This window comes from Staphylococcus sp. HMSC059F04 (assembly GCF_001812565.1).
In the GTDB taxonomy this organism is placed as follows: Bacteria; Bacillota; Bacilli; order Staphylococcales; family Staphylococcaceae; genus Staphylococcus; species Staphylococcus lugdunensis.
On sequence record NZ_KV809462.1, the window covers coordinates 168913 to 186135 of the forward strand.

Annotated in this window: 20 protein-coding genes and 1 riboswitch; of the genes, 19 read left to right on the top strand and 1 reads right to left on the bottom strand. The window is 31.9% G+C overall.

What is annotated here, in order from left to right:
- Positions 1-79 precede the first annotated feature (79 nt).
- From HMPREF2864_RS01300 to gcvPB, 18 genes are all read left to right on the top strand, one after another.
- Positions 80-2161: a peptidoglycan D,D-transpeptidase FtsI family protein gene (locus HMPREF2864_RS01300; RefSeq protein WP_002459007.1), complete on the top strand. Its 2082-nt coding sequence runs from the start codon at positions 80-82 to the stop codon at positions 2159-2161.
- Between the two features lie 203 nt (positions 2162-2364).
- Entirely contained in the window at positions 2365-2514 is a 150-nt protein-coding gene (gene rpmG / locus HMPREF2864_RS01305) for a 50S ribosomal protein L33 (protein WP_001830957.1), read from the top strand.
- A gap of 249 nt (positions 2515-2763) precedes the next feature.
- The gene (locus HMPREF2864_RS01310; protein WP_002459008.1) at positions 2764-3300 is read left to right on the top strand and encodes a 5-formyltetrahydrofolate cyclo-ligase; all 537 of its coding nucleotides are present in this window, start codon (positions 2764-2766) and stop codon (positions 3298-3300) included.
- A 16-nt stretch (positions 3301-3316) separates the two neighbouring features.
- A complete protein-coding gene (locus HMPREF2864_RS01315; protein WP_002478127.1) occupies positions 3317-4774 on the top strand; it encodes a rhomboid family protein in 1458 nt (485 codons plus the stop codon).
- Positions 4758-4961, top strand: a complete 204-nt coding sequence (locus tag HMPREF2864_RS01320) for a YqgQ family protein (protein ID WP_002459010.1) — start codon at positions 4758-4760, stop codon at positions 4959-4961. Before HMPREF2864_RS01315 ends, HMPREF2864_RS01320 begins: the two co-directional genes overlap by 17 nt.
- The gene (locus HMPREF2864_RS01325; protein WP_037544369.1) at positions 4958-5944 is read left to right on the top strand and encodes an ROK family glucokinase; all 987 of its coding nucleotides are present in this window, start codon (positions 4958-4960) and stop codon (positions 5942-5944) included. The genes HMPREF2864_RS01320 and HMPREF2864_RS01325 overlap by 4 nt, the downstream gene beginning before the upstream one ends.
- Positions 5944-6267, top strand: coding sequence for an MTH1187 family thiamine-binding protein (locus HMPREF2864_RS01330; protein WP_002459012.1), 324 nt, complete (start codon positions 5944-5946; stop codon positions 6265-6267). Before HMPREF2864_RS01325 ends, HMPREF2864_RS01330 begins: the two co-directional genes overlap by 1 nt.
- A gap of 3 nt (positions 6268-6270) precedes the next feature.
- Positions 6271-6894, top strand: coding sequence for an MBL fold metallo-hydrolase (locus HMPREF2864_RS01335; RefSeq protein ID WP_002459013.1), 624 nt, complete (start codon positions 6271-6273; stop codon positions 6892-6894).
- Positions 6895-6940: 46 nt separating this feature from the next.
- A complete protein-coding gene (gene comGA / locus HMPREF2864_RS01340) occupies positions 6941-7915 on the top strand; it encodes a competence type IV pilus ATPase ComGA (protein ID WP_002478129.1) in 975 nt (324 codons plus the stop codon).
- Complete coding sequence (gene comGB / locus HMPREF2864_RS01345; RefSeq protein ID WP_002478130.1) at positions 7887-8951, top strand: competence type IV pilus assembly protein ComGB; 1065 nt, start codon at positions 7887-7889, stop codon at positions 8949-8951. The genes comGA and comGB overlap by 29 nt, the downstream gene beginning before the upstream one ends.
- 14 nt (positions 8952-8965) lie before the next feature.
- Positions 8966-9280 (top strand): competence type IV pilus major pilin ComGC, encoded by a 315-nt coding sequence (comGC, locus tag HMPREF2864_RS01350; RefSeq protein ID WP_070572094.1) that lies wholly within the window; start codon positions 8966-8968, stop codon positions 9278-9280.
- The gene (gene comGD / locus HMPREF2864_RS01355) at positions 9213-9707 is read left to right on the top strand and encodes a competence type IV pilus minor pilin ComGD (protein ID WP_225306455.1); all 495 of its coding nucleotides are present in this window, start codon (positions 9213-9215) and stop codon (positions 9705-9707) included. The genes comGC and comGD overlap by 68 nt, the downstream gene beginning before the upstream one ends.
- Positions 9694-9987 carry a hypothetical protein gene (locus tag HMPREF2864_RS01360; RefSeq protein ID WP_002459018.1) on the top strand — a complete coding sequence of 98 codons (294 nt, stop codon included), beginning with the start codon at positions 9694-9696 and terminating at the stop codon, positions 9985-9987. The genes comGD and HMPREF2864_RS01360 overlap by 14 nt, the downstream gene beginning before the upstream one ends.
- Positions 9988-10048: 61 nt before the next feature.
- Positions 10049-10408, top strand: a complete 360-nt coding sequence (locus tag HMPREF2864_RS01365; RefSeq protein WP_070544877.1) for a competence type IV pilus minor pilin ComGF — start codon at positions 10049-10051, stop codon at positions 10406-10408.
- Between the two features lie 153 nt (positions 10409-10561).
- A complete protein-coding gene (locus HMPREF2864_RS01375; RefSeq protein ID WP_002459021.1) occupies positions 10562-11080 on the top strand; it encodes a shikimate kinase in 519 nt (172 codons plus the stop codon).
- Positions 11077-11176, top strand: a riboswitch (glycine riboswitch). Its footprint overlaps the gene before it by 4 nt.
- Positions 11177-11249: 73 nt before the next feature.
- On the top strand, positions 11250-12341 hold the full coding sequence (gene gcvT / locus HMPREF2864_RS01380) for a glycine cleavage system aminomethyltransferase GcvT (protein WP_037544364.1): 1092 nt from the start codon (positions 11250-11252) through the stop codon (positions 12339-12341).
- Between the two features lie 16 nt (positions 12342-12357).
- Positions 12358-13707 (top strand): aminomethyl-transferring glycine dehydrogenase subunit GcvPA, encoded by a 1350-nt coding sequence (gene gcvPA, locus HMPREF2864_RS01385; protein ID WP_002459023.1) that lies wholly within the window; start codon positions 12358-12360, stop codon positions 13705-13707.
- Positions 13697-15172, top strand: coding sequence for an aminomethyl-transferring glycine dehydrogenase subunit GcvPB (gene gcvPB, locus HMPREF2864_RS01390; protein WP_070572096.1), 1476 nt, complete (start codon positions 13697-13699; stop codon positions 15170-15172). Before gcvPA ends, gcvPB begins: the two co-directional genes overlap by 11 nt.
- 305 nt (positions 15173-15477) lie before the next feature.
- On the opposite strand, the gene HMPREF2864_RS01395 is transcribed toward gcvPB, so the two are convergent.
- Complete coding sequence (locus HMPREF2864_RS01395) at positions 15478-15864, bottom strand: rhodanese-like domain-containing protein (protein ID WP_002459025.1); 387 nt, start codon at positions 15862-15864, stop codon at positions 15478-15480.
- 150 nt (positions 15865-16014) lie between these two features.
- On the opposite strand from HMPREF2864_RS01395, the gene HMPREF2864_RS01400 reads away from it, so the two are divergent.
- Positions 16015-16845 (top strand): lipoate--protein ligase family protein, encoded by an 831-nt coding sequence (locus tag HMPREF2864_RS01400; protein ID WP_002459026.1) that lies wholly within the window; start codon positions 16015-16017, stop codon positions 16843-16845.
- Positions 16846-17223 lie beyond the last annotated feature (378 nt).

The following is a 17223-nucleotide window of genomic DNA, read 5'->3' on the forward strand; positions in this document are numbered from 1 at the left end:
TTTTTAACAAAATAATAGAAATATCTCGCGATTTCATATATCATTTGATAGTAGAGAAGTTGAATAGAGGTAGGTTATTTTGCTTAAAAGGTTAAAGGAAAAATCAAACGATGAAAAAATAAGAAATACAATGAATCACCGCATTAATTTTATATTCGGACTCATTGTCTTTATTTTTGTAATAATTGTACTCAGATTAGGATACTTGCAAATCGCACAAGGCTCACATTACAAACAAGAAATCAAAGATAACGAAAATATCACTGTAAATGAATCTGTACCACGGGGACGTATATTAGATCGAAACGGCAAAGTGCTTGTAGATAATGCTTCAAAAATGGCTATTACATATACGAGATCTAAGAAAACATCCCAACAAGAAATGTTAGACACGGCTAAAAAGTTAGCCAAATTAATTCATATGGATACAGATAAAATAACAACTAGAGACAAACAAGACTTTTGGATACAACTTCATCCGAAACAAGCCCAGCAAATGATGACAAAAGAACAAAACTTAATTGATGATGGTAGTATTACTCAAGATCAATACGATGAAGCACTTCATAATAAAATAAGTAAAAAGCAATTAAATTCATTCTCTAAAGATGATTTGCAAGTACTAGCAATCTATAGAGAAATGTCAGCTGGTTCAACTTTAGACCCACAAATGATTAAAAATAAAGATGTTTCAGAAAAAGAATATGCAGCCGTATCTCAACAGTTAAATAAATTACCTGGCATTAATACTACTATGGATTGGGATCGTAAATATCCTTATGGTGATAGCCTAAGAGGTATTTTTGGTAATGTTTCTACACCTGCTGAAGGTGTACCTAAAGAATTAACGGAACAATATCTTGCTAAAGGCTATTCTAGAAATGATCGTGTGGGCAAGTCATATTTGGAATATCAATATGAAGATGTGTTACGTGGTAAGAAAAAAGAAATGAAATATACGACCGATAAATCAGGACGTGTTATTAATTCTGAAGTAATCAATCCAGGTGCACGTGGTCATGATTTACAACTAACTATAGACATCGATTTACAGAAAAAAGCTGAGGAATTATTAGAAAAGCAAATTAATAAATTAAGAAGTCAGGGTGCAAAAGATATGGATAACGCTATGATTGTTGTTCAAAACCCTAAAAACGGTGATATCTTAGCAATGGCTGGTAAACAAATTGATAAAAATGGTAAGCTAACTGACTATGACATTGGTAACTTCACAGCACAGTTTGCAGTTGGGTCATCAGTGAAGGGTGGCACACTACTTGCTGGATATCAAAATAACGCCATAAAAGTTGGTGAAGAAATGGTAGACGAACCACTACATTTCAGAGGCGGACTCACTAAACGCTCTTATTTTAATAAAAATAATCGTATTACAATCAATGACAAAGAAGCCTTAATGCATTCATCGAACGTATATATGTTTAAAACTGCATTAAAATTAGCTGGAGATCCATATTCATCTGGCATGACATTACCAACCGATATCTCAGCAGCGGGGCAAAAACTTCGTAAAGGCCTTAATCAAGTAGGCTTAGGAGTAAAAACTGGCATTGATTTACCAAACGAAACTGCAGGTCAAACGGCACCATTGACAAATAATCCTGGTAATTATTTAGACTTAGCGATAGGACAATACGATACCTATACGCCAATACAATTGTCGCAATACGTGTCTACAATTGCTAATAACGGATATCGCATACAACCTCATATCGGTCTTGCAATACATGATTCTACAAATACCGATGAGTTAGGACCACTTAAGAAAAAAATTAAGGGTAACGTATTAAATAGAGTCAATAATACACAAGATCAACTTGATGAAGTTAAAGCAGGCTTTAAAATGGCCTTTAATAAACAAGACGGTACTGGATATGCAAGTTTCCATAAAACCACTGTGCCTTCTGCAGGAAAAACAGGTACAGCTGAAGTCTTCCAAAATGGCGAATCACGTGTTAATTCAACATATATTGGATATGCACCGATAGATAATCCACAATTAGCATTTTCTATCGTTTATACAAATCAACCGGTGCCACCACCATGGTTAAACGGTGGCGATTTAGGAAGAGATATTATTAATTACTATTTTAAAGATCATGCCGATAAAAAGGATAACGATGGTAATAATGAAACAGATTAACATCAAAATGTATATAGGTTTAAGCTAACAATAATAGCCGTCTAATACATCAACAATCCACTTAAGACTTAATATTCATTGCAGAAGTATAGGTGTTCATTTAGCAGCTATTAACACAGCTAATTAAAAATAGTACTTTTCAATTAAGTATGATAGTGGTATGATTAATAAGTCGTATTTAGATAAGGTAAGGAGGTATAATCATGCGCGTAAACGTTACATTAGCTTGTACAGAATGTGGTGACAGAAACTACATCTCAACTAAAAACAAAAGAAATAATCCTGAACGTGTTGAAATGAAAAAATATTGTTCACGTGATAATAAACATACTTTACACCGTGAAACTAAATAATTTGGTAATGGTTTGACAAGCTAGGACATTATTCCTAGATAAATTAGCCAGTAAGTGAGTTTTGTAAATTCATTTACTGGCTTTTTTATTGGCTTTGAATAGAAATCATACAGATAAAAAGATTTAGGTGTTACAATTTTAATCCGTTTTATTTATGTTCAAACCGTTTTAATTATTACAAATTATCGTTTTGTATAAATGACAATATATTTTATAAACGTTATAATAAGTGGATAAGAGGGTGATAGATTGACTAAAAAACAAATTCGTCAAAATATGATTTCAAAGATGAAATCTTTTGATGCTTCTTCTAAAAAAACTGCAGACCTATGGCTAAAGGGTCAATTATTCCAGCAAGAAGTATTTCAAAAAGCTCAAAAAATTTCTATCGTACTTTCTATGCCCCATGAAGTGAATACATATGACATTATAGAAACGGCAATTAAAATGGGAAAACAAATATATGTCCCTCACACTGATTATAATGAAAATCATATGACATTTAAGCAATTATTATCATTAAATGATATAAGTAAAGATGCAAAAGGAATTAATTATTCTACTTCAAACACGGCTACAACCAATGAGTTAGATTTAATTATTGTCCCTGGTGTAGCCTTTAATAAAGACGGATATAGAATAGGCTACGGGGGCGGATATTATGACCGCTTTTTAAGTGAACATCCTTCTCATACGATTAGTCTAGTTTATGATTTCCAAATCGTGAACTTTGCAACTGATTATTATGATCAGGCTGTGGATCAATTAATTATTTATACAACATAGCGCTATGGAGGACGCCATGAAATTAGAAAAACTTTATTGGAAATCAAGTTATTACTGGATTAGATATTTAAACTATGACTATATATATCAAAATAGCGAACAGCATGAACTATGGTTATGCAATAGAAAAAAACAGTCTCTCATTATTATTAAAGATACCGTTAACTCATCACAAGAAATTAGATTTGATAAATCAAAGATTAAAGAAAACATCAATGATATTGCGCTAAAATTTAACTTCCAACCAAAAACCTGTGATTTTTACTACTTTTCGGACAAACCTGTCCCCATTGAAGATTTACAAGAATTACAGCCATTAAAAATAAGTGTTAAAATAATAGCGTCTGAAGCTGATGCGCAACAATGTATACCGAATAAATTTTTACGTCGTCTTTTTAATAAAAAAGATAGTAAAACAACAGCTTATTACAAAAAAAGAGTGCTAAATCAAAATCCTCTAGACAAATATATGGCAAAATTTTCTCCTGCTACCTATAGTTTAATTACTATAAATATTGTAATTTGGCTTAGCATGATATTACTATTAAATCGCTTTTCAAATATAAAGCTCTTAGACATGGGTGGTTTAGTCCACTTTAACGTTGTTCATGGAGAATGGTATAGACTTATTACTTCGATGTTCTTACACTTTAATTTTGAACATATATTGATGAATATGCTATCGCTTTTTATATTTGGTAAAATTGTTGAAGCGATTATAGGCCCAATGAAAATGTTGATTTTATATATTATTTCTGGACTTTTCGGAAATTTTTTATCTTTGTCTTTTAATACTGATACTGTTTCAGCTGGTGCTAGTGGGGCAATTTTTGGGCTTATAGGTGCCATAATAGCAATGATGATAATAAGTAAAGTTTATTCTCGTAAGATGATTGGCCAATTATTGATTGCATTAGTTATACTAATTGGGTTTTCGCTGTTATTATCAAACGTTAATATCATGGCACACCTTGGTGGTTTTATATCTGGCTTATTACTAATCTATATAGGCTATTATTATAAAGCGAATCGGAATATTTTTTGGTTGCTCTTAATTGTATTTTTAATACTTTTCATTTTATTGCAGGTTAGAATATTCACGATTAAAGAAGATAATATTTACAATATTCTTATAGAAGATGAAATGAATCATTATAACTATAACGAAGCCGAAAAAATAGTTTCACAGACGTTGGATAATCATTATGATGATGCTAAAACATACTATTTAAAGGGGTTAATTACAGCAGCTACCAAATCTAAAGCTGAGAGCATCGCTGAGTGGGAAAGGGGATTGCGCAATTATCCTAATTCAGGATTATTAAATTATGAATTAGCTATCGCAAATCGATCACTTAGTGACAATAAAAAAGCTGAAAAATATATTAATCATGCTTTAAAGGTAGAACCCAACAATGCGGATTATTTAAATTTAAAAAAAGAGTTGAAAATAGTCAATGAAGACAAAAATTAATAGTTTTTATGATGTTCAACAATTACTTAAAGAATTTGGCTATATTATTTATTTTAAAAATCCAAAAGATACGTGTGAAATGATGGCACAAGAGATTAGAAGCTTATTTGATTATCAGCTTATTTCAAAAGATACTTATTTAAAAAGTTTATTGATTATTAACCAAAGAAGGAATGAACACAAATGAAGAACATAATTTTAGCAGCAGATATTGGTGGCACAACTTGTAAACTAGGCATCTTTGATGAACAATTGAATCAATTAAAAAAATGGTCGATTCATACAGATACTTCTGATCCATCAGGTGTGACATTATTAACACAAATTAAACAATCATTTGAAAAACAACTACCACAACAAAATTACACAATGGACAATGTAATAGGCCTTGGGATAGGAGTTCCTGGTCCTGTTGATTTTGAAAGTGGTGTTGTATATGGTGCTGTTAATCTACATTGGCCAAACCATGTAAATGTAAGAGAAATTTTTTCCAAAATGCTTGATTGTCCAATTTATGTAGATAATGATGCTAATGTTGCAGCACTTGGAGAAAAACATAAAGGTGCCGGCAAAGGTGCCGATGATGTTGTAGCTATTACACTTGGTACTGGACTTGGCGGAGGCGTAATCTCTAACGGAAAATTAGTTCATGGACACAATGGTTCAGGTGCGGAATTAGGACACATTCGAACAGATTTTGATCAAAGATTTGATTGTAATTGTGGACATGCTGGCTGTATTGAAACTGTTGCTTCAGCTACTGGTGTGGTTAATTTAGTTAACTTTTATTATCCAAAATTAACTTTTAAATCATCAATTTTACCTTTAATTAAAGAAAATAAAGTTACTGCAAAAGCAGTTTTTGATGCAGCAAAAGCTGGTGATCAATTCTGTATTTTTATCACTGAAAAGGTTGCTAATCATATTGGCTATTTATGTAGTATCATTAGTGTAACTAGTAACCCTAAATATATTGTGCTAGGTGGTGGTATGTCTACAGCAGGTGCAATATTAATAGAAAACATCAAAACTGATTTTCATCATTATGCGTTCAAACCGGCTCAGCACAATACAGAGATTGTTCAAGCTAAACTAGGTAATGATGCTGGTATTACAGGCGCTGCCGGTTTAATTAAAACTTATATTATTGAAAAGGATGGTGTTAAATAATGGCTATTGTAGATGTAGTTGTTATTCCAGTAGGTACAGAAGGACCAAGTGTAAGTAAATATATTGCAGAAATACAAACAAAATTAAAAGAGTTTAAAGACCAAGGGAAAATTGATTATCAATTAACACCTATGAATACTTTAATAGAAGGCGATTTAAAAGATTTATTTGAAGTAGTACAAGCCATACACGAATTACCATTTGATAAAGGATTAGACCGAGTTTGTACGAATTTACGTATAGATGATCGAAGAGATAAAAAACGTAAAATGAATGATAAACTAAAATCTGTCCAAAAACATTTGGACAACAAAGGTGAATAAATTATGAGAATTTCAAAACTAACGTTAGGTTTAGTTGATACCAATACTTATTTTGTTGAAAATGATCATTCCGTTATTTTATTTGATCCCGCAGGTGAAGTAGATAAAATCTTTAAAAAATTAAATCAAATTAATAAACCATTACAAGCTGTTTTATTAACACATGCGCATTTTGATCATATAGGCGCACTTGATGAAGTATTAGCAAAATATCCAGTTCCCCTATACATGAATGATGAAGAATTCAGTTTTCTAACTACACCAGAAAAGAACGGCTCTGAAAAATTCCAACAATATGGTATGCCAATAGTTGTTAGCACTGCTAAACCTAAGCCGCTTCAAGAAGGCCATGCAAATATTCAAGGCTTTGAATTTGATGTCTTGCATACACCAGGACATTCTCCAGGTAGTTTATCTTATGTCTTTAATGACTTTGCAATAGTTGGTGATACACTATTTAATAATGGCATAGGACGAACAGATTTATATCGTGGTGATTACGAAACATTAGTTGACTCTATCAAAGATAAACTCTTTGAATTAGATGGCGATTTACCTTTGTTCCCTGGACACGGAGATTATACGACAGTTGATGATGAACAATTAAATCCCTATTTAAATGGTTAAAGTAAAAATAACACCTCCTACGTTTATATATGTAGGAGGTGCTTTTATGAAAATATTATTTAAGGAAATTGTTAACAAAGCGATACAACAGAATGCAAGTGATATTCACTTTATTCCAAGTCAAACTACTGTCATCATTAAATTTCGTGTTAATGACCAACTTGTAGATTATGAAGAATTAAATTTAAGCATCTATACTAAACTGTTAACGTTTATGAAATTTCAAGCTGGCTTAGATGTATCAACACATCAAATCGCCCAAAGTGGAAGATATACCTATCAATATAAGCAACAATATTACTTAAGAATCTCAACTTTACCACTATCATTAGGTACAGAAAGTTGCGTCATTCGTATCGTACCACAATACTTTCAACAACATAAAACGTGTTACCAATTTAATGATTTCAAACAGTTTATGAATAAAAAGCAAGGATTGTTATTATTTAGTGGTCCAACTGGATCTGGTAAAAGTACACTGATGTATCAAATGGTTTTATATGCACAACAAGAGCTTAATTTAAATGTTATTACAATTGAAGATCCAGTTGAACAGTTGATATCAGGCATTACACAAGTATCTGTAAATGATAAAGCAGGCATTAATTATGTATCAACATTTAAAGCTATTCTGCGCTGTGATCCTGATGTTATCTTAATTGGCGAAATTAGAGATGCCAGTATCGCAAAATGTGTTATTCAGGCAAGTTTAAGTGGCCATTTAGTATTATCTACAATTCACGCAAACAACTGCAAAGGAACTTTATTAAGATTATTAGAAATGGGAATTTCAGTTCAAGAAATATGTCAATCAATTAATTTAATCTCTAATCAAAGACTCATTACCACCCTAAATCAACAACGAGCATTGGTTTGCGAAATGATGATAAATCATCAAATAGAATACTTTTTTGAACATAATCATACCTTGCCTAAATCATTTCATCATTTATCACAGTTAATTGGTAACATGTCAAAAGAAGGGGTCATTTGTGAAGAAACTGCTAATAAATATACTTAATTATCATCGCAAGCCTTTAACTCACAAACAACAAGCAGAGTTGTTATTAAGCTTGTGTAATCTGTTAGATAATGGTTTTACATTACTTGAAAGCTTTAAATTCCTTAATTTTTATTATCTTTCTAAAAATGTACAGTTAGCATCACAAGTAATAAGCACTATAAAAAGCGGAGGTAATTGCTACGAAGTTTTAAAATTATTAACATTTTCTCCAGGTATTCTTTCACAAATTTATTTTGCAGAACAGTATGGTGAATTTACTAATTCATTAAGACAAACAGCTCAATATATGCAACGACATATCAAAGCAAAAGAACGGTTTATTAAAACCATACAATATCCAATCGTTTTAATTATTGTTTTTCTTGGCATACTGACAACTTTAAAATTAACTGTCTTACCTCAATTTACACAACTTTATGACACTATGAATGTTCCTGTATCACGAGGACAACATCTCCTTACAATACTTATCAGCTACCTACCTAATATTATTTTACTATTCTCAACTTTATTAATGATTTCTGTACTTATAATAAAATACTTTTTAAAACGTATCGATGTATATAAGCAAATACAATTTATAACTCATATACCTATTGCTAACAACTATTATAAATTGCTAATGACATATAAATTAGCTAACGAACTAGCATTGTTTTATAAGAATGGTATATCACTGCAAAAAATAGTATCTATATATACTGAGCAGAACAATGATATGTTTTTAAATTACCTTGGACAGCGATTATTAGAAAAATCTAATCAAGGTCAATCATTATCACAAATTCTCAAAGATGAAGCTTGTTTTCAAAATGATTTAATTAAATTTTTAGAACAAGGAGAAAAGAGTGGCAAATTAGATATGGAATTGCACTTTTATAGTCAAATCCTTATTCAGCAATTTGAAGAAAGAGTCAATAAACATTTAAAATTTATTCAGCCTTTCATCTTTATTATTTTAGGTTGCTTTATCATCACTATTTATCTAGTCATCATGTTACCAATGTTCAATTTGATTCAAACAATTAAATAATAAAGGAGCTAATTATGAAATTTTCTTTTTATAAAAAATGCAAAGCGTTTACACTAATAGAAATGTTATTAGTATTACTAATTATTAGTGTCTTGCTTATCTTAATTATTCCAAACATTGCCAAACAAACAGCACATGTACAATCAACAGGTTGTGAAGCACAAATAAAGATGGTCAATAGCCAAATAGAAGCCTATACTCTAAAGCATAATGGATCTCCAAAAAGCATTGATGATTTAATTTCTGAGGGTTTTATTAAAGATGGTCAAAAGAATTGCAAATCTGGGGAAACCATCAGCATATCAAATGGTGAGGCAGTTGCAAATTAACAAAGCTAAAGCATTCACTTTAATTGAAACAATGCTTGCCTTATTTATCATACAACTTCTTCTTTTCATCTCAATAAGCTATCTTTCAACTTATCATTACATTCAATCTGCTCACAATAATAATGTAACATTACTAATCAATCAATTTGACTTTTATAAATCTAAAGCACTTCGGAATCATCAATCCATTACTTTATTATTTTCAAAAAACAGTAATCAAATAAAAGTGATTGAACAACATGGTCAAAAGTATCATTTTAGTATCTCTAATGGTTATATTTACCGTATATCTAATATTTCACTTCTAACTTTCAATGCCCAAGGAGAAATCAACCAATTTGGTTCTCTTTATATAAAATATCCAACTGCAACTTATAGAATAATTTTTAATATCGATCAAGGGAGAATACGTTATGAAAAAATATAGACTTCAAGGTGTACTACTTATTGATAGTCTATTCGGACTGTTAATCGTTGTTTTAATATATACGACGATAATCAGTTCATTTCAACAATTAAATAATAATTATCAAGAGGAGTTATATCATTTGGATAATTTAAACGTCATGCTAAACGCAGTTAAGCACTACAAATTTCAAGAATTAGCTAAAGGAGTTACTGTTGATGAGTATTATATTCATTTAAACTCATCATCAATTTGTGGTTTAAATGCACAGACACATATTAAAACATGTATTAAAATTTAGGATCGCTTCATTTACGTTAATTGAGATGCTATTAACCCTTTTTATAACCTTCACCCTCTGTATGTTGCTTCCTCTCTTTATTCATAATGCAAATTACTATTTTCATCAAGCAACGAATGCTTTTGATGTTGAATATGAATTATTTGCTATATCATTACACCAAAATAAAGTTTTTCAGCATGCTACTTTTGAAGTCAAAACTCCTCAGAAGATACTGATAAAAAAGAATCATGAATTACTATGGCTCAAATATCAATCTCATAAAATAATTTTAGAATATCCACACAAAGGTAATATTATTTTATTAAACGATGTACAGTCAGCGTCCTTTACTATTATGAACCATCAATTTATTAAAATTCATTTGCAAAGTGGAGGTGTCATGAATACTTATGAAAAAAACTTATACCTATCACAATAAAGCTTTTATAAGTATCGCGCTTCTTGTAATTTTTACAATTTATCTATCACTTTTATTTTTATATACGGTACAATATACAGTAAAGCTTAAGACTTTAAATAATTTAGAAATGTATTACAATAATCAGATTATTGAGACGTTCAAAAAAGGAAGATGACATTGTTTAATTTTACAAAACCAATTATTTTTATTGGATTTATGGGTACTGGAAAATCAACGTTAGCACAATTTATGGCTCAAAAGCTCACTCTATCTTTTGTTGACTTAGATCAATTCATTGAAATAAACGAGCAGCAATCAATACCTGAAATATTTGCAACACGTGGCGAACAACATTTTCGTGAGTTAGAATATCATTACTTAAAAGAAGCGTTACAGCAATTTGATATTATTGCAACAGGTGGGGGAATTATTGAAAATGATGCTTCCTTTCATTATCTAAAAACGCAACAAAATGTGATATGGTTAGATTGCGACATCGATATAATTTATCAAAGAATTGTTAACGATTCACATCGACCTAATGCTAAAAGCAAAACCAAATCCCAATTAAAAAGCTTGTATTTAACAAGGGTTTCAAGATATAATGAAATCGCATTCATAAAAGTGAATAGTAGTTTTTCTATTCAACAACTTTATGAAGAGATTATCAATAGCATAAATCGCGATTGATCAGTATTAGAGAGCATAAAGTAGTTAAACTACTTTGTCGCCGAAGGTGCAAGTTGTATAAACGAAACTCTCAGGCAAAAGGATAATACTGTAACGCATCCTGAATTCGTTTATAAACAGGGTAGCTTTGGCTATCCTGTTTTTTTATAAAATAATAGGGGGTTTTTAAATGACAAGCGAATTAAAAAAAACACCATTGTATCAAAACTATGTAGATAGTGGTGCTAAGATTGTAGAATTCGGTGGATGGGCTATGCCTGTTCAATTTACTAGTATTAAAGATGAACATAAAGCAGTTCGATATGATATTGGGTTGTTCGATGTCAGTCATATGGGAGAAATAGCTATTAAAGGTAATGATGCTAGTAAATTTGTCCAATATTTACTTTCAAATGATACAAACAACTTAACTGATAATAAAGCTCAATACACTGCTTTATGTAATGAAGAAGGCGGTGTCATTGATGATTTAGTAATTTATAAATTAGAAAATAATGATTATTTATTAATCGTCAATGCTGCAAATACTGATAAAGACTTTACTTGGATAGAAAAGCAAAGTTCAAAGTTTGATGTGACAGTATCAAATGTTTCAGACAAATATGGTCAATTAGCTATTCAAGGACCAAAAGCAAGAGATTTAGTCAGTCAATTAGTTGATATAGATGTTAGTGAAATGAAACCTTTTGAATTCAAACAAAATGTAAAATTATTAGGAAAAAATGTAATTCTATCACAATCTGGATATACTGGTGAAGACGGCTTTGAAATCTATTGTGATATTAATGATACTGTTGATATTTGGAACGGCTTGTTAGAACACGATGTTGTACCATGTGGCCTTGGTGCACGTGATACATTACGTTTAGAAGCTGGGTTGCCATTACATGGTCAAGATTTAACAGAGAGTATTACACCATATGAAGGCGGAATTGCCTTTGCAGCTAAACCTTTAATTGAAGAAGACTTTATCGGTAAATCTGTCTTGAAAGATCAAAAAGAAAATGGTTCTAAACGAAGAACTGTAGGCCTAGAATTATTAGAAAAAGGCATTGCTCGTACTGGTTATGAAGTTATGGATTTAGATGGTAACGTGATTGGAGAAGTCACTTCTGGTACTCAATCACCAACATCTGGAAAATCTATTGCTTTAGCAATTATTAACCGTGACGAATTTGAAATGGGACGGGAATTATTAGTTCAAGTTAGAAAAAGACAATTAAAAGCTAAAATTGTTAAAAAGAATCAAATTGAAAAATAATTAAGGGGTGTGTACTTTGAGTCATCGTTATATTCCATTAACTGATAAAGATAAGCAAGAAATGTTAGATACTATTGGTGCGAAATCTATTAATGACCTATTTGGAGATGTACCTAAAGATATTCTTTTAAATAGGAATTTAAATATTGCTAGTGGAGAGTCTGAAACCACTTTATTGAAACGTTTAAACAATATAGCAAATAAAAACATTACGAAAGAGACGCATACTTCATTTTTAGGCGCTGGTGTATATGATCACTACGCACCATCTGTCGTAGATGCAATGATTTCACGATCAGAATTCTATACCGCTTATACACCTTATCAACCCGAGATTTCTCAAGGTGAGCTTCAGGCTATTTTTGAATTTCAAACACTGATTTGTGAATTAACAAATATGGATGTTGCCAATTCTTCAATGTATGATGGCATAACAAGTTTTGCCGAAGCTTGTATCTTAGCTTTTAACCATACTAAGAAAAACAAAATCGTTGTATCTAAAGGTTTACATTATCAAGCATTACAAGTTTTAGACACGTATGTGAAAGTACGCAAAGATTTCGAAGTTGTTGAAGTAGATCTTGACGGTACAGTTACTGATTTAGACAAATTAGAAGCAGCTATCGATGATAATACAGCTGCAGTTGCAGTACAATATCCTAATTTCTATGGATCAATTGAAGACTTGGAAAAAATCCATTCATTTATTGAAAATAAAAAAGCATTATTTATCGTCTATGCAAATCCATTAGCGTTAGGCTTACTGACACCTCCAGGTTCATTTGGTGCAGATATTGTAGTAGGCGATACGCAACCATTCGGTATTCCAGCACAATTTGGTGGGCCACATTGTGGATATTTTGCAACGACCAAAAAGTTAATGCGTAAAGTACCAGGTCGTTTAGTTGGGGAAACACAAGATGACCACGGAAATCGTGGATTTGTTTTAACTTTACAAGCTAGAGAACAACACATTCGTCGTGATAAAGCCACATCTAACATTTGTTCAAACCAAGCACTTAATGCACTAGCTTCATCAATTGCTATGTCTGCGCTTGGTAAACAAGGGATTTATGATATTGCAGTTCAAAATCTAGAACATGCAAATTATGCAAAAGAACAATTTAAGTCTCATGATTTTAAAGTTTTAGATGGTACATCATTTAATGAATTTGTGGTTCAATTTGATAAACCAATTGCAGATATCAACGCTCAATTAAAAGACGAAGGTATTATTGGCGGATTTGATCTTGGTGCCGTATCAGATGACTTGAACAATCATATGTTGATTGCAGTTACTGAATTAAGAACAAAAGCAGAAATTGATACATTCGTTAAGAAAGCTGGTGAGTTAAATGGTAAGTAAATCTAGCCCATTAATTTTTGAAAGATCTAAAGAAGGAAGATATGCGTATTCATTACCACAATCTGATATCAAAACCGACGCTGTATCATCAATTTTAGATGAGAAATTTATCCGAAAAGTAAAAGCGGAATTACCTGAAGTTGCTGAGTTAGACTTAGTTCGTCACTATACAGAGTTATCAAACAAAAACTTTGGTGTTGATTCTGGGTTTTATCCTTTAGGTTCTTGTACGATGAAGTATAATCCAAAAATTAATGAAAAAGTTGCACGTATTCCAGGATTTGCTGAATCTCATCCGCTCCAAGATGAGGATCAAGTTCAAGGCTCTTTAGAAATTATTTATAGCCTACAAGAAGAACTTAAAGAAATAACTGGCATGGATGAAGTCACACTTCAACCAGCTGCAGGTGCTCACGGTGAATGGACTGCATTAATGATTTTCAAAGCTTATCATCAAAAAAATGGTGAAGGCCATCGAGATGAAGTTATTGTTCCTGATTCTGCTCATGGTACAAATCCTGCTTCTGCATCATTTGCTGGATTTAAATCTGTCACTGTAAAATCAAATGAACGTGGAGAAGTTGATATTGATGACTTGAAACGTGTTGTTAATGAAAATACAGCAGCTATTATGTTAACTAATCCAAATACATTAGGAATTTTCGAAAAAAACATCATGGAAATTCGTGAAATCGTACATGAAGCAGGAGGATTACTTTATTATGATGGTGCGAACTTAAACGCTATCATGGATAAAGTACGCCCAGGAGATATGGGATTTGATGCCGTACACTTAAACCTTCACAAAACATTTACAGGTCCACATGGTGGTGGCGGCCCTGGTTCTGGACCAGTTGGTGTAAAAAAAGAATTAGCTAGCTATTTACCTAAACCTATGGTTATTAAAGAAGGGCAAACATATAAATACGACAATGACATTGAAAATTCTATTGGACGTGTCAAACCATTTTACGGTAACTTTGGTATTTATTTAAGAGCGTATACTTACATCAGAACGATGGGTGCTGAAGGTCTTAAAGAAGTATCTGAAGCTGCAGTATTAAATGCTAACTATATTAAAGCTAGTTTGAAAGACTATTTTGAAATACCTTATGAACAGTATTGTAAACATGAATTTGTGCTTAGCGGTTCTAAACAAAAAGAACATGGCGTGCGTACACTCGATATGGCAAAACGTCTACTAGACTTTGGTGTACATCCACCAACAATCTATTTCCCATTAAATGTTGAAGAGGGAATGATGATTGAACCAACAGAAACTGAGTCTAAAGAAACACTCGACCACTTTATTAATGCAATGATTGAAATTGCAGAAGAAGCAAAAAACGATCCTGATAAAGTATTAGAAGCACCACATACCACTATTATTGATCGTTTGGATGAAACACAAGCAGCACGTAAACCAGTATTAAAATTCGAAAATTTGCACGCTGAAAAAGAATAATCATAAATAATCCCTTATAGACAAGCACGTTTCTCTATAAGGGATTTATTTTTTCTAAAATCCAATATCTTAGTTCCATATATTAAAAACACATGAGCGCACATTGCTAGTGGCGGGGCCCCAGCACAAAGAAATGCGAAGCCATTTTTCAAGCGGGGCGAGTTGAAGTGGCTGAAAGCTGTCCTCTAAGAAAGCCAATCATAGGAAGTGTAGTCAATAAATTAGCCAGTAAATGAATTTACAAGAAACTCACTTACTGGCTAATTTTTCTAATGATGTCCCAAACGCATCTAATTTTTATCGTATTACTTTTTGGACTTGATTTTACCAGTCCATTTTTTATAGCCACCTTTTAACATATAAAGGTTTTTGTAGCCATTTTTCTTTAATATTCTTGCAGCACGATAACTTGCGATACCATTTGCATCACAAAGATAAATAGGTTGATCTTTTCTCAAACCTTGAAATCTTTGTTTAAACATCGTGATAGGAATATTTCGGGCACCATTAATATGTCCGTAATCGTAATCAACTTTCTCTCGCACATCTATCACTTGTGCTTTTCTTAGACCACTATGAAATTCATTTTGATCTAATTCTGTTACGGATCTTTTGTTCAAAATCCAATTATATAGCATGTAAAGAATGATTAAAACAATAATCGCTATAGCAATGATCAAAGAGATATTCATCTTGCATCCTCCCTAAATTACCGATATTATAATTATAAGACTGTTGGCGCAAATTATCAAAATAATTTAATGCTAATTCCGTAAATTATTTTAGTAATTTTACTTTAATGCTAGCATAGAAATATATAGATTAGTGAATGGAGTTTTTTTATGACTGAAACATGGAATTTTATCAATACTGGTAGTCATGATCCTTTTTATAATATGGCTATGGATGAAGCCTTATTAAACTTTGTTGCCAGTGGTGACATTGGGCCAGTTATTCGCTTTTATACGTGGAATCCTGCAACATTATCAGTGGGATACTTTCAGCGATTAACGAAAGAAATTGATATTGATAAAGTAAAAGAAAAAGGTTTCGGACTTGTAAGACGTCAAACCGGAGGACGTGGTGTTCTTCATGATAAAGAACTAACATACAGTGTTATTGTTCCTGAATCTCACCCTAATATGCCTTCTACTGTAACAGAAGCGTATCGCGTTATTTCACAGGGATTATTAGAAGGATATAAAGAACTTGGGTTAGACGCTTACTTTGCTATACCTAAATCAAAAGAAGAAAGAGAAAAGCTTAAACAACCTCGTAGTGCAGTATGCTTTGATGCACCAAGTTGGTATGAATTGGTAGTTGAAGGGAGAAAAATTGCAGGAAGTGCACAAACAAGACAAAAAGGGGTTATCCTTCAGCACGGTTCATTACTTCAAGATGTTGATGTTGATGAATTATTTGATATGTTTATCTTCAAAAACGAGCGTTTAAAAAGTAAAATGAAAGCTGCTTTTGTAGATAAAGCTGTTGCCCTAAATGATATTGCTGATCACTATATTTCTATCACGGATATGGAACAAGCATTTGAAAAAGGTTTCAAACAAGGATTAGGTATAGAATTAAAGCCACTCACTTTAACAGATGAACAATTGCAAGAAGTAAAAAAACTCGAAGATAAATATCGTTCAGATGAATGGAATTATAGAAAATAATCACTTCTTTAATAAAACAGGGTCTGGGACGGTGTAAATCCATAATAAACAGCAGTAAGATAATTTTTAGAAAATATCTTACTGCTGTTCTCTATTTTCACAATACTTCGTATTGAATGGCTTCGCTTTCCTAGGGGACAGCTTCAGCCACCCCAACTTGCTTTGTCCGTTGGTTTTCTTTTCGAAAGCCTATCTTTTGGGGCCCCATCCCAACTTACTTTGTTCGACGAATTACTTTTCGCTTTTCTCTTTGTTGGGCCCCTCAGGAGTCTCACCTTAAATACTACGTATTAACATGTAATTTTACCTTTGAATGCTAAAAATTAGTAACTTTCGTATAATTTATTATCTAATACATAAGGGAAAAGACAATTTCTA